This is a genomic window from Vibrio sp. 10N.286.45.E10, from assembly GCF_002874195.2.
Taxonomy (GTDB): domain Bacteria; phylum Pseudomonadota; class Gammaproteobacteria; order Enterobacterales; family Vibrionaceae; genus Vibrio; species Vibrio crassostreae.
Map to the genome: position 1 here is coordinate 2,090,594 of NZ_MCWD02000001.1, position 14,081 is coordinate 2,104,674.

Genomic DNA, 14,081 nt, shown 5'->3' on the forward strand with positions numbered 1-14,081 from the left:
GCATTTAACAGAAGATGAATCTCTCCTTATGTCACGTAAGCCACTTAAGCATCATTTGTACGTCATTATCTTTGGTACTCACACTCCAGCCGGACGCGCATTTGATATTTCACTGATCGTTGCAATCTTGGCTTCGCTGTTGGTGCTTATCTTAGAGTCGATCCCTAATGTGATGACCGAGTGGTCACAGCAGTTGCGTTACATTGAATACAGCTTTACGGCCCTCTTTACGCTTGAGTATCTGTTGAGGCTCTATTGCTCTCCAAAACCAAAATCTTATGCCACCAGCTTTTACGGTGTCGTTGACCTATTAGCGATTCTTCCAACCTACTTAGCGATCATCTTCCCTGGTGCTTCGTTTATGGGTGTGGTGAGGCTGCTTCGTGTGATGCGTATCTTCCGAATCCTAAAACTGGTTCGCTACCTGCAAGATTCCAATATTCTGTTGCGCTCACTGTTAATGGCAAGACGAAAGATACTTATCTTCTTCAGCACAGTTGGGATCTTAGTCGTTATCTTTGGTGCTCTGATCTTTGTTATTGAAGGCCCAGAAAATGGCTTCACCAGTATTCCTCACAGCATCTATTGGGCAATCGTAACTATCACGACAGTGGGGTATGGTGACATGGTGCCGCAGACCGCGCTTGGCAAAGCCATAGCATCACTGACCATGCTATTGGGTTACTCAATTTTGGCGGTGCCGACAGGAATTATTACTGCGGAACTCAGTAATGAAATGAACTCACACAAAGAGTTGGTTAAGTGTCCTAACTGCAACCGAGCGGGTCATGATTCTGACGCCATGTATTGCAAACACTGTGCAAGCGAATTGGCAGATCCAGACAAGCGTGTCGTCACTGAAGAGAAATAAAAGCAGATGCGAGATTCGGGTAGCGAGATGCGAAAAAGATTTAATAGCAGTTTCGTGATTTGAGTATGTGACACAAAAATACTAAAAGGGTGGCGTTTATCGTCACCTTTTTTGATGTTGGTTCACTGAGCCAAAACGAGATTCCCGACTACGCTCCTTCGTCGCTATCGGGAATGACGCAATTTAAGTTAGAAGAAAAACGTCATCCTCAAGAGTGAGGAACGAACGAGTTGGGGATCTCTTCCTTGTCCCATTCCAATGAGAAGATTTAAGTGAAGTCGCGAGTGAAATTAATCAACCTTCCGCAAACAAAAAAGCCGATGTATTAACACCGGCCTTTGTCTCTCACGAAGCTAAGCATTCACAAAGAGTGGCGCCTGCTTTAACTTCTGAATAGAAAGAGCTTTCGATTACGCCTTCTCAGCTAAGATAATGCGTAAAGTACGACGTAGTGGTTCTGCAGCACCCCAAAGCAGTTGGTCACCAACAGTGAATGCGTTTAGGAAGTCGTTACCCATCGACATCTTACGCAGACGACCGACTGGTACAGACATAGTGCCTGTTACTTTCGCTGGTGTTAGCTCCTGTGCTGTGATGTCGCGGTCATTAGGAATCACTTTAACCCAATCATTGTGTGTCGCGATGATCTCTTCGATTTCGTCCATTGGAACGTCTTGCTTAAGCTTAATCGTTAGCGCTTGAGCGTGACAACGCATTGCACCGATACGTACACAAGTACCATCGATAGGGATTGGCTGACCATCTAGGCCAAGAATCTTGTTCGCTTCAACGCCCGCTTTCCATTCTTCTTTGCTTTGGCCGTTTTCACGCTTCACATCGATCCAAGGAATCAATGAGCCAGCAAGAGGAGCACCAAATTGGTCTGTTGGGAATGAAGATGAACGAATCGTATCCGCAACCTTCTTATCAATATCAAGAATCGAGCTTGAAGGATTTGCTAACTCAGAGCTTACGCTGTCGTTGATCACACCCATTTGTGAGATCAGCTCACGCATATTCTTAGCGCCAGCACCCGATGCCGCTTGGTAAGTCATCGCACTCATCCACTCGACCATGCCTTTTTCATATAGGCCGCCTAGTGCCATAAGCATCAAGCTCACAGTACAGTTACCGCCAACGAAAGTGTTGGTGCCGCTGTGAATGCCTTGCTGGATTTGAGCCAAGTTAACAGGATCAAGAGTGATGATTGAATCAGCATCCATACGTAAGGTAGAAGCCGCATCAATCCAGTAACCTTTCCAACCAGCTTGACGCAGCGCTGGGTATACTTTTGATGTGTAATCGCCACCTTGACAGGTAATCACAGCATCAAGCTGTTTTAGGCTATCAATATCAAAAGCGTCTTGAAGTAGACCCGCATCTTTGCCGCCTAGAACAGGGGCAGGAATACCAATCTGAGATGTGCTGTAATAAACAGGCTCAATCAAGTCGAAGTCTTTCTCTTCAACCATACGTTGCATCAGTACAGAACCAACCATACCACGCCAACCAACTAGACCTACTCTCATCGCTCACTCTCCATGTATAAATTAAAAATTGCTCTCCCCCATCTATAAGTTTTTCAGAAACAGAACTCAAGTGCTTTTTGTCAAAAAGTGTAACTTTTTCGTTTCTTTTAAGTGAACGTAATGAATCGTGCAGTTATCTCTGTATCGGCATTCCATCTCCACCTCATTGATTAAGCGCTCATTATCGACAAATTCAAACATTTACAACGCCAAAACCGATTGAGTCGACGCCCATCACAAACAGTAAATCCCTCTTTCAAACCAAGGTTAATCAGAGTTTTATTTTACAAAACGAAAACAACGTGCGACAGATTTCAACATGTAACAATCATGAATTTAACAATATTTTAGATTATGAAACCACAATTGATTGGGTTAATAGTTAAATATCACAACTTGGGCGTATTTTTTCGATATAATAAACTAATTACTGTAGTGTCCGTCCTGCACCACACACTATAACGAAGCACTATAAATGCTCGAAATCACAAGAGGCTTTTATGAAGCAGAGTAAAACTCGCCTACCGAACCTATTACAGGTATTCATCGCGTTAGGACTATTTCTATCCCTTGCTTTTTCCTTTACTGCAAAGCTTGACCTTCCAATTCAACTTGCCTTGTATATTGGCTGGTTCATTATCATGGTTCTTGGTATTCGTCTTGGACACCAATACAAAGACTTAGAAAAAGCAGCACTCAAAGGAATATCCAATGGCTTAGGCGCGGTTTTAATACTTTTAGCCGTTGGCGCTCTTGTTGGTACTTGGATCTCAGGCGGAATCGTACCTACTATCATTTACTATGGTCTGAAAGCTATCCACCCTTCTATCTTCCTTTTAGCGACCATGATTATCTGTTCTCTAACCGCATTGGCGACCGGTACTTCTTGGGGAGCTGCGGGTACAGCAGGTATCGCGATGATGGGTATCGGCCAAGGCCTAGGTGTTCCAGCACCGATTACTGCAGGTGCAGTGCTGTCAGGTTGTTACTTCGGTGACAAGATGTCTCCGCTTTCTGATTCAGTGATTCTGGCTTCTTCAATGTCTGGTGTTGAAGTAGTTGAACACATCAAGGGCATGCTTCCAGTTGCATTAATCAGCTACGTGATTACAGGCATCATGTTTACTGCGTTTGGTTTCCACTATGCGGGTAACGTGGACATGAGCCAAGTAGACTCTGTAATCAAAGCAATGGAAGTTCAGTTCTACATCACGCCTTACTCATTCGTTCCGGTACTGATCGTGCTTGGTCTGTTGGCTTTCCGTATGCCTTCATTCCCGGTAATCAGCTTTGGTTCTCTGCTGGGTATTATCTGGGCGGTCATGATCCAAGATATCGACTTCCTAACGGCATTCAATACGGCTTGGGCACCGTTCTCAATCTCATCTGGCGTAGAGTTTATTGATTCGATTCTTAACCGTGGCGGCATGTCTTCAATGCTGGGTTCAGTTGCGGTTATCGTATTTGGTCTAGGTTTCGGTGGCTTACTGGATAAAGTGGGCGTACTAGAGACAATCGCTAAGGTGTTTGAGCGCCGCGTAAACAGCGCAGGCTCACTAGCGACTAGCACAATTGGTACGGCCTTCATGGGTAACGTGTTCGGTTCTGCAATGTACGTATCGTTAATCCTTACGCCAAAAATCTGTGCGAAAAACTACGACCGTTTAGGCTACAAGCGTAAGAATCTATCTCGTAATGCTGAGTTTGGTGGCACGCTAACGTCGGGTATGGTTCCGTGGAGTGATAACGGTATCTACATGGCGAGCATTCTTGGTGTTGCGACGCTGTCTTACGCACCGTTCATGTGGTTAAGCTTCATCTGTATCATCGTGACTATCGTGACATCTTACATGGGTTGGTTCGTTGATAAGTGTGAACCAACAGCACCAGCGTTTGAAGCTGAAGAAGCAACAGAGTTAAGCAAGCAACAAGCTTAAGTTCAGGAGCTAACGCTTTCGAACGTAACTCAAAACGTTAATGGTTAAATGCAAAAAGAGCGCCCTAGAGCGCTCTTTTTTGATCTGCTGATTTACTTATCTATCTATTTATCTATTTATTGGCGGTTCGTTTACCCAACCAGTAACCGATACCTAACGGAGCAAAGAACACCACTAAGATAAACAGGATGAAGTAGATAATCACACCTTTTATTAACTCCATCAGTTTATCAATCGCAAGTACCACCACCTCTTGAGAGACGCGATCAAGGTCTTGTGTGAACAGTTCTCTCTCTGAAGTCACAATACCCGCAATCTCGATGCGCTCTTTGGCTATCATCTCTACAAGTGCTTCTCTCTCACGTGTCACCATTTTTTCTAAAGCCACACGTTCATCGCTCAACATCGCCAGTTTTTGGTCTGTTTTGTCACTAAGATCATTGAGCAATGGCTGCATTTCTGTCGACATAATAGAGGCTAGCGTTTGCATGTATTCTGGGTTGTTCTCAATAAAGTCTTGCATGCTTGCTGATGTTTGACGAAGGCTTTCTAACGTCATCGATAGGTCTTCACCCGTTAGCGAGCTATTCAATGCAACCAACTCGGCTTTCCACGTCATCAGTTTCGGTGTCTGGTCAGCCATTAAGCTTAAGCGATCTGATGCATCGCTCATTGCTTCTGGCATGGTGCCTAAGCTCTGGACGATTTGCGACTCGTCTTTACCAAGGTAACTTAGCCATTCACGGTAAGCAGGCGTGCTTCTGAATGTGAGATCTTTAAATGGGTGGCTAGCGGCAAACTGAGCAACGAACGCTTTGCTTTTTTTGAAATCACTGGAGTTCAATACACCCTTTGCCAATTTCTCTGCTTCTTGGTCAAGAAAACGAGCAGCCTCTACCGCATCATCCGTCGCGAACAGGTCCGCGCCATCGCCTTGGCTATAAAACTGATTCATTTGGGCAGTGAAAACCCACGAGTCAATTAACGCAGACATTGGGGAAGTTTGGTAAGCCGCTTGTTGTAATCCCTGCTCTGCATGGATCTTCCAAAGCAACACATAAGATTGATGTAAAGTGTCATCGGCAGGATAAGATTGCGCGATTAAATCAGCCGAGTCTTCTACTCGTGTAAAAAACATCTTGGCGTATTCACGCGTCATGAGCCGAGCATTTAACTCTTGTTGAGTGAGAGGCGTCGTTTGACTATCTAACTTAACTTCTAAGAGAGAACAACCACTTAGCACAATGCTAAGCACCAACACCATCCAACTTCGAATCGAAACTCGTAACATATAAACCTCTGACAAAGACTAAGGGCGCGGATTGTATGAGCGCTTCGTCAGAGTATTGTCAAAATTCCTGTAAAAGTTAACGCTGACTGTCTAAATATTCATGAGCAGAATCCGCAGAGGCTTTTATTGCCTGCTCTAGTTCTTCTAAGTCGTGTTCGCTGATGGCTCTGGACTGCTTCATTGTCATTTCAATACTCGCGGCAATAATCGCCAACCGAGACGCTTTGATACTGCCAGCCACACCTTTTAAGCTATGTACAATGCGAGCGGCAGAGGTTTCATCTTTGGTCAGCAAAGATTTAAACTTCTCGTAGTCACCGGCATGATCTTGTACAAACACACCAAGCAACAGTTCGACAGATTCAGCATCACCATCGAGTGTTTCTAACATGTCTTCGATATCAATTGCAGGCTTTGAATCTGTCACACTAGCAATGTGCTTTTCTTCTACTGGCGTCGGTTCAAGGCCTTGCTCAACAGAGTGTTGCTGAACATGCCTTGAGACGCTAACACTCTGCGGAGGTTGAGGGTCGGAATACTGGTTCGTTGACGTGTTCTCGGGCACATAAGCGTCATTATCTGCTTGTTTCACGGCTGAGGAAACCACGTCGCTTGAAGAAGCCTTTTCTTTACTGGAATCAATTTCAGGCTCAGAACTGAGTTCGTGACCGGCTTCTGTAATCGTTTTTTTGGATCTAACGCCCCACAACACTATCCCGCTCATTGCCACTAAGCTTAGACCTAGCATCACCAACAATAAGTTGAACTGACGATCGTGGAACTCAGCTTCGAGTTTAATGATCTGTTCATTCACTGAGTTTTTCTTAATCTTATCGACCAAATAGTTAAGCTGAGCATAATCACTCAACAATGCTGACGCATCAGCCAGTAGTTGTTGGAGTGCATCTTGTTCTTCGGTTTCTAATGAATAAGATTTTTCTAGAATGGAATCAAAGGATCGATAAGTCGCTGACGAACTTTGATTGTCAGAGTACATTGCTTCAAATACCACAACTCCGAATTCATTTAGTAGTGGCTTTAGCTTAGGGGAAAGCTCTTTATCAGCACGCAACATCTTAATGTTATCAACAATGTCTTGAACTTGGCTTTCGATCGGAATGAACTCATCGAACTTTTCTAGGAACTGATCGGCTACGTACAACAGTTGGTTCACATCAGGACGAAACAAGGCGTGTTGGAAATCAGATTCAATCTGCAGTCGGATCGAATAAACTAACTGAGCGTCGAGTGCGAGATCATTGATACGAGAGACTCGAAGCGGTTCTGAGAAATAGAGCGATTGCCTCAATTCGTTGACTCGAATACCGAGCTCTTCGATTTGAGCAAGAGAATTGGTGTAGGAACGGCTTAGATTAAGAAGAGCCAATGAAGGAAGTAGCCACAGAGCCAAGAGCACAACCAAGAAGGTCGCTGGTTTTTTAAAGCGTTTGGGCTTTGCTACTGATTGTTCCATCTATATTCCTTGTGCGTGTTAACTTGAAGCCATGACACTTACTAAAAGATTAAGCGCAAAATAAGCGACAACATCCTGCTGCCGCTTTTATCCGTTAACTTCGGACTATGACTTATTGCGAGTCAGTTGGTCACGTAAGTTCGGTGGAGTGCCTTTAATCGTAAGCGTGTCTGTCTCCGGATCGTAAAAGATACGTTCGCCTAGAAGCAGACTATCAAAACTAACATTCAAACCGCCACCAGCACCAACAAATTTTGTTAGTTTACGCATAGTTGCGCGATCGGCTGGAAAGCTGTCTTCTAGCTCGTAGCCTTGCTCACTAGTATAGTCAAAGAAGCTGGTACCATCTGTGCTTGCTGGCAATTCTCCAGAAAGTTCACGCACTTGTACTTCATCACCGGCTTTAAGCTGCTCGTTACAGTAGTCCGCAACCTGCTTTTTGTAGCTGATCGCTTCTTCTTTTTCCAATTTAGAGTCAGAAACGAAGTCTTCTACCGCTTGCATCAGTACTTGGTTTTGCTGTTTCGCATCCAAACCGACTTCAGCTTGTAAGAAATCTAAGAAGAAATCCGCGACTTTACGGCCAACACGTCCTTTAATATAAGTTAAGTAACGGTTTGACTCTTTATCAGTCTCATAAGTAGAAAGGTCTAGGCGAGCCGCGATATCCATTTTTGAGATATCAAGGTAGTCAGTCGCACTAATATCAAGCCCTTCAGTTACCTTTAGGCTTTGGTTTGAAGGCAATAAACCAATGAAAAGGTAATCTGTTGCAAGTGACTGATATTCAGCCATTACCAAGATACCTTCGTCAGCGAATGGGTACTTTGATAGTTCGTCTTTTAGACGTTGCGCACTCTTTTGAGAAAAATCGTAAAAGTTTGCCTCACCAGCACGAAGTTGATGCAACCACTGCTGGAATTCGCTGTCAGATTTGAAAGAACCAAACCCTTTGCCTGCTTTTGAATTAAAAACACGGTGAAGTTCAGCAACTAGGCTTTCAGATGAAGCATCGTTTTCTAGAGATTCAGCACGATAGTTAACAATCAGCTCATCCTGATCGTTCTTACTCAGCTGGTGTAAAATTACGTTGGAAAGGTGAAGGCTCATAGTGAAAATATTACCGTTCAGGTTTCAGTTGTCGTGCATAGTAGGTTATCATAAGCCGCTTTTACTATCATTATTAGAGTCCTTATGCCGATTATATCTAAATACACAGATGATCAAGTTGAAAAAATCCTAGCTGAAGTAGGTGCTGTACTATCTAAGCACAAAGCTTCGCCAGAGCTTTCACTGATGATCGCTGGAAATATCGCAACCAATGTCTTAAATCAGAATGTTGCTGCTTCACAACGCAAAGGAATTGCTGAAAAATTTGCCGAGGCTTTAATTTCTTCTCTTGAAGATAAAAAGTCTCACTAAATTTGATTGACGGATAAAAGAATTATAAATGGTAGACAGCGCAAACTCATATAGCGATCGTGTATCTCGACTGGTTGGTTGGGGTCACTGGTTTGCATTTTTCAACATCATTGCTGCGATGTTGATTGGTACTCGTTATATTACTCAATCTGCTTGGCCAGAAACCTTGCTAGGTCAATTTTATTTGGCTGCATCGTGGGTTGGTCATTTTGGCTTTTTAGTGTTCGCGCTCTATCTATTAGTGCTGTTCCCGCTCACTTTTATTCTTCCGTCGAGGAAGTTATTACGTTTGGTTGCGGTTTGTTTTGCGACCATAGGTTTAACTGTCCTACTGATTGATACCCAAACGTATCAAAATATAAACCTCCACCTGACACCTGTCGTGTGGGAGGTTTTATTCAGTGGAGAGGAATCTGCATTCACATCTGATTTGCAGCACCTCTTCATTGTTATGCCATTTATCTTCTTACTACAGCTTGGTCTGTCTGAGTGGGTTTGGCGTAAGCAGCGTAAACTGTCTCATAAACACATTGGCCGTCCGATTACTGCCGTCTTCTTCTTGTGTTTCATCAGCAGCCACTTGACCTACATGTGGGCTGATGCGTATTTCTATAACCCAATTACTAGCCAGAAAGCGAACTTCCCACTGTCTTACCCAATGACAGCGAAAAGCTTTATGGAAAAACATGGCCTATTAGATCGTGAAGAGTACCTTGAGCGTTTAGAAGCGAACAAAGAGAACGTAAACCTAGTTAGCTATCCGCTAGAAAAAATTCAATACAACCGCCGCAGTGATGATCTTAATATCCTGATGGTGAGTGTGAACAACCTTCGCGCTGACGCACTAAATGCGACAGCGATGCCAAACAGCTATGCTTACGCACAACAGTCGATCAACTTCACCAACCACTACAGTTCAAGTAACGATATGTTTGGTATTTTCGGCTTGTTCTACGGCCTGCCGAGCAGCTACGCAAGCAGCATCGAAGCTCAAGGGTCAAGCGCAGTACTGTTGGATGTATTAGATAATCACGATTATAAGTTTGCTGCTTTCAGCGGCGACAACTTTAGCGATACACTTTACTCGGATATTATCTTCCGAGGCCGTGATGTTATGCCACAGCAAGCAACTTATGATGACCAGAGTGCAATCAAAGCTTGGTCTGATTGGATTCAATCACCACAAGCTAAACGCCCTTGGTTTAACTTTATTGAACTGACTACACTGGATAACTTCGCCAGCTACGATTCAAGTTCAGAGTCGGACTCAACGTTAACAACAGCAGAACGTTTTGCTGCAGATTATCAAAAGTCAGCAACAGCGGCCGATGCTCAGTTAGCAACTATCTACGCTGAACTGGAACGCTTAGAGCTCGCCGACAACACAGTAGTTATCATTACCTCTAACCACGGTACTGAGTTTAACGAAACCAAAACCAACAGCTGGGGTGCAAACTCCAACTACAGTCGTTATCAGTTACAAGTACCGCTGTTTATCAGCTGGCCAGGTAAGTCTGCTTCTGAATACACGCACCGTTCTAGTCATCTAGACGTATCAGTAACACTGATGCAAGAGCTATTGGGCGTATCTTCGAACCCAACGGACTTCAGTAGTGGTCGCAGCCTGTTTAATGAGCGTAAGAGAAAGTGGATCCTAGCGGGCGACTCTCGTGAACTTGCTCTTGTTACTGACCAACAAACAACGGTATTAGATAAATTTGGCAACTACAAATTGTACGACCAGAATTACAAACGCTTGAAAAACGTAAGCCCTCGCTTACCTGTGTTGATGCAAGGCCTAACCGAGCTACAGCGTTTCTACACAAAAAATGACTAAATAATCAGCACACAGAAAAGGGAAGCCAAGCGCTTCCCTTTTTTATTGCCGTGAGTGATTAGAAAACAAGCAACAAAACAAAATTATGAAAATTAAGGGTTTACAAGATCCTCTGCCCCTTATATTATTCACGCCACTGGAGGGATGGCTGAGTGGTCGAAAGCACCGGTCTTGAAAACCGGCAACCGTTAATAGCGGTTCTAGGGTTCAAATCCCTATCCCTCCACCACATTAAAGAAAGCCGCTGAGAAATCAGCGGCTTTTTTGCATCTGAAGCTTTTTAAAATATAAAGCTCATCTAACAAGACTCTATCCACTCTCATTTTCAAACCCATTCACTTGATACCTACTCTTAAATTCCGATCTCAGAGTTCTAAGCTAAAAGCTCCTAGTTAAGAGTCCCTAGCTGAAAGTTCTTATGCCTAAACCACTTCCCTCATAACTTTACCTGCAAGCCAAATAGATACTTTCTTTTTAATGGCACGGAAACACTTCGCGTATAACGAAAGTTAAGAATTCTTGGCTTATTGAATATAAGGTTTGGTCTGCTTCTTAATAAACCGAGCGAAAAACAACCATCCAGAACAAAAACACCAAAAAGCGTTCATAAAAAAAGCAGTCAGTTGATAAGGGTATTTACAAGCGAAAGCCACCCTTATATTATACGCGCCATTGGAGGGATGGCTGAGTGGTCGAAAGCACCGGTCTTGAAAACCGGCAACCGTTAATAGCGGTTCTAGGGTTCAAATCCCTATCCCTCCACCACATTAAAGAAAGCCGCTGAGAAATCAGCGGCTTTTTTGTATCTGGAGAAAACCTAGTTCAACAGGTCAACTATTCACGGCTAGTGCCGCTTTCAATAACTGCATGTGAATAGGAACCAGATCTTGATGCTGTGTTCGATAGCCACCACCAACAACACACGCCATCGGAATGGAGTCTGATTTCGCTAAGCCGATCATCAAGCAGTCGCGTTCAAATATGCCTTGAGTAGACACATTCAAATAGCCCAGTTCATCGTCTTGATGGATGTCGATACCCGCATCATAGATGATGAGATCAGGTTGATGATGGGCAATCGCCAGCTTAGTGACTTGTTCGAAACACCTTAGAAACTCTTCATCTTCAGTTTCACGGCTTAATGGCACATCTAAATCCGATAATGGCTTTCGTGCAGGGAAATTTTTGTCACAGTGGAAAGACAGAGTAATAATCTCATCGCTATCTTGGCAAAGCGTCGCAGTGCCATCGCCATGATGAACATCACTATCGACAATCAACACTTTATCTATGTGCTCAAAGGTCAACGCGTGCTTTGCTGCCAGCACAAGATCATTCAACAGACAAAAGCCACTGCCAAAGTCATGATGCGCGTGGTGGTAGCCACCACTCAAATGAATCGCTAAACCACTCTCTATCGCCATTTCTGCGGCCAAGCAAGTTCCTCCGCTGGAATAGAGCGTTCTTTCAATAAGTTGCTCACTCCACGGAAAGCCGATACGCCTCATCTTTGCCGCAGGCAGGTTTCCAGAAACAAGCAAATCGACATACTCGCTATCGTGTACCTGTTTTACTTGCTCAACCGAAACGGGCGTTGGTTGGAACACTTCAAACTTGCTCTTCCACAAGGGTTCGCTATCCATTAGCGCCTCAACAGCACTGTGTAACAACTGATATTTGTTAATCGGATAACGGTGACCTTCAGGTAAAGGCAGTTGCGAATAGATTGGGTGGTAAATTAAAGGAATCATAATCAAGTTAATTGCGTATCTTTCTCAAAATCATAACAGCCTCAGACTTGGCGACAACCTTAATTAATGATAACAATTATCATTACCTTAAATCCATTTTAGAGGCAACAATGAAAAACGTAATACTCATCCTTGGGGTGATCTGCGGCTCGATGGCTGCAGTAATGATTTTTGTAGGAATGCTAATGGCCAGTTGGTGGGCCGTTGATTTTCTCGTGTTAAGCCATCAAACTTAACTAATTGAACTGAAAAGGAATCACCATGAGCGTTATTTTTATTACTGGAGCGAACCGCGGCATTGGCTTAAGTTTGACTCAACAATACTTGAAAGGTAATCACAAGGTGTACGCAACTTACCGTGACGCCTCTTCAGCAAAAGAACTGCTCTCACTCGCAGACCACAACAGCAACTTAACCTGCATTCAGTTAGAAATAACCGATTACCAAACGGTGAGCCAACTTCCCTCTCAGATTCCGTCGATAGATATCTTGATTAACAATGCTGGCTACTATGGGCCAAAAGGTTACGGACTGGGTAACACCGATGTCGAAGAGTGGCGACGTGTTTTTGAAGTCAATACGATTGCGCCATTGAAGCTTGTCGAAATGCTATTACCTGTTCTAGAAAACAGTGACGTGAAAAAGGTCGCTTGCTTGTCTTCTCGAGTAGGCAGCATGGCAGAGAACACCTCCGGCGGTGGCTACATCTATCGTTCCTCTAAAGCGGCTCTTAACTCCGTTGTGAAGAGTTTAAGCAACGACCTAACCGATAATGGCTTTACTGTGTTAGCGCTGCACCCAGGTTGGGTACAGACTGAAATGGGGGGGCCAAATGCTCTAATCGATACAGACACTTCGGCATCAGGCCTTATCAAAGTCATCGAATCTGCCAATACCGAAGTAAGTGGTCACTTCTTCAATTTCGATGGCACCGAGATAGACTGGTAGGCTCCCCATGAATCCTCGCCTTCTTGCAAATTTACTGCGACGTTCGCCACTGGTTTTGTTAACCGTGGTGCTCGGTGGGTGTTTTGGGGAAGGCCCTGGAGACTTATTTGACGACTATCAAACTAAAATAGCCAGGGTACAAGACGCTGACGAGATAAAAGAGAAATGGGAATTTGAAAGCCTACCGAGAAAACGAGAGCTGCTGCTTGACGTGCCCTCACTCTCTATCGGCCTCATCGACAGCTACCACCTTCGTCAGTGTGGATTGTTCAATCTGATTGCAGAAAGAAATTCAGTACTCGGAAAAGTCGCGGACGAGTTCCGAAATTATGATTATCAGGTCGATCTACTGGAAGGTGTGGGTCAATGTTTAGCTAATCACAAGCTAGACCCAGAGATCGTAGAATTACTAAAAGAAATTGAGCAACAGAAACTCGCACAGTTTCCGCTACATCAATGGAATCTCATCTATGCCAGTGATGCCATGCAGTCGCAAATGCGGGGGAGTCAGTGGTTGCGTGCGGATATTGGCGATCAAGTAAGACAGACAAGCGACGCCCTAAAACATATTAATCAAGCGTTAAACACGTCGCTCGTTTCGGGTAAAACCATTGAGGTGCAAGAAGTACTGGAGAAAAGTTCTACGCTTGGAGATTTGTACTACTCGCTCGCTCGTGCTTCGGCAGAATTGGATACCATTACTAAGCAACTCACCACCTTTGATGCCAATATCATCTGTGGTAAGCAACGAGACACCACTAAATTTCGTTATCTCAACAATGTGTTCGAACAACAGTATATTGGCAAGGTTCAGCCTTACATGGCTCAGCTGGATGGCTACTATCAGCAGTTAGCATCGCAGCTTGTTATGTTTGATGCTCAGCCAGAACTTCACAGCTATTATTTCCCCATCAAAGATACGCACCAAGCCTTTCGCGCATCAACTCGCCGCCATGTGGACTATTGGCAGCAACTGTTTAAACGTTGTGGGCGTAAAGTCGGACGTTAATCCTAACCTCAA

The 14,081-nt window shown here is 44.1% G+C and carries 11 protein-coding genes and 2 tRNA genes; 8 read left to right on the forward strand and 5 right to left on the reverse strand.

The genetic code is table 11. From position 1 onward, the window contains the following. Positions 1 to 28: 28 nt before the first annotated feature. The gene (locus tag BCU34_RS09150) at positions 29 to 871 is read left to right on the forward strand and encodes an ion transporter (protein WP_102478337.1); all 843 of its coding nucleotides are present in this window, start codon (positions 29 to 31) and stop codon (positions 869 to 871) included. Between the two features lie 410 nt (positions 872 to 1,281). Here the strand turns inward: BCU34_RS09150 and asd are convergent, their stop codons facing one another. Next, positions 1,282 to 2,400 carry an aspartate-semialdehyde dehydrogenase gene (gene asd / locus BCU34_RS09155; RefSeq protein WP_017629874.1) on the reverse strand — a complete coding sequence of 373 codons (1,119 nt, stop codon included), beginning with the start codon at positions 2,398 to 2,400 and terminating at the stop codon, positions 1,282 to 1,284. Between the two features lie 500 nt (positions 2,401 to 2,900). Here asd and nhaC point away from each other — a divergent pair, with 500 nt between their 5' ends. Next, the gene (gene nhaC / locus BCU34_RS09160; protein WP_017063453.1) at positions 2,901 to 4,337 is read left to right on the forward strand and encodes a Na+/H+ antiporter NhaC; all 1,437 of its coding nucleotides are present in this window, start codon (positions 2,901 to 2,903) and stop codon (positions 4,335 to 4,337) included. A 112-nt stretch (positions 4,338 to 4,449) separates the two neighbouring features. On the opposite strand, the gene BCU34_RS09165 is transcribed toward nhaC, so the two are convergent. The 3 genes from BCU34_RS09165 to yejK all read right to left on the reverse strand — a co-directional run bounded on the left by BCU34_RS09165 (position 4,450) and on the right by yejK (position 8,212). After that, positions 4,450 to 5,628, reverse strand: coding sequence for a chemotaxis protein (locus BCU34_RS09165; protein WP_102478327.1), 1,179 nt, complete (start codon positions 5,626 to 5,628; stop codon positions 4,450 to 4,452). 76 nt (positions 5,629 to 5,704) lie between these two features. Beyond that, positions 5,705 to 7,102 (reverse strand): Hpt domain-containing protein, encoded by a 1,398-nt coding sequence (locus BCU34_RS09170; protein WP_102478326.1) that lies wholly within the window; start codon positions 7,100 to 7,102, stop codon positions 5,705 to 5,707. Between the two features lie 105 nt (positions 7,103 to 7,207). Then, positions 7,208 to 8,212 carry a nucleoid-associated protein YejK gene (gene yejK, locus BCU34_RS09175; protein ID WP_102478325.1) on the reverse strand — a complete coding sequence of 335 codons (1,005 nt, stop codon included), beginning with the start codon at positions 8,210 to 8,212 and terminating at the stop codon, positions 7,208 to 7,210. Between the two features lie 84 nt (positions 8,213 to 8,296). On the opposite strand from yejK, the gene BCU34_RS09180 reads away from it, so the two are divergent. From BCU34_RS09180 to BCU34_RS09195, 4 genes are all read left to right on the forward strand, one after another. After that, on the forward strand, positions 8,297 to 8,524 hold the full coding sequence (locus BCU34_RS09180) for a YejL family protein (RefSeq protein ID WP_017068253.1): 228 nt from the start codon (positions 8,297 to 8,299) through the stop codon (positions 8,522 to 8,524). 28 nt (positions 8,525 to 8,552) lie between these two features. Then, positions 8,553 to 10,361: a DUF3413 domain-containing protein gene (locus tag BCU34_RS09185; protein WP_102433622.1), complete on the forward strand. Its 1,809-nt coding sequence runs from the start codon at positions 8,553 to 8,555 to the stop codon at positions 10,359 to 10,361. Between the two features lie 138 nt (positions 10,362 to 10,499). Further along, a tRNA-Ser gene (locus BCU34_RS09190) sits at positions 10,500 to 10,590 on the forward strand. A gap of 445 nt (positions 10,591 to 11,035) precedes the next feature. Further along, positions 11,036 to 11,126, forward strand: a tRNA-Ser gene (locus BCU34_RS09195). 65 nt (positions 11,127 to 11,191) lie between these two features. Here the strand turns inward: BCU34_RS09195 and BCU34_RS09200 are convergent. Beyond that, positions 11,192 to 12,112, reverse strand: coding sequence for a histone deacetylase (locus BCU34_RS09200; protein WP_102478324.1), 921 nt, complete (start codon positions 12,110 to 12,112; stop codon positions 11,192 to 11,194). Between the two features lie 261 nt (positions 12,113 to 12,373). On the opposite strand from BCU34_RS09200, the gene BCU34_RS09205 reads away from it, so the two are divergent. Next, a complete protein-coding gene (locus BCU34_RS09205; protein WP_102478322.1) occupies positions 12,374 to 13,060 on the forward strand; it encodes an SDR family oxidoreductase in 687 nt (228 codons plus the stop codon). A gap of 7 nt (positions 13,061 to 13,067) precedes the next feature. Beyond that, entirely contained in the window at positions 13,068 to 14,069 is a 1,002-nt protein-coding gene (locus BCU34_RS09210) for a DUF3080 domain-containing protein (RefSeq protein WP_102478321.1), read from the forward strand. Positions 14,070 to 14,081: the final 12 nt, after the last annotated feature.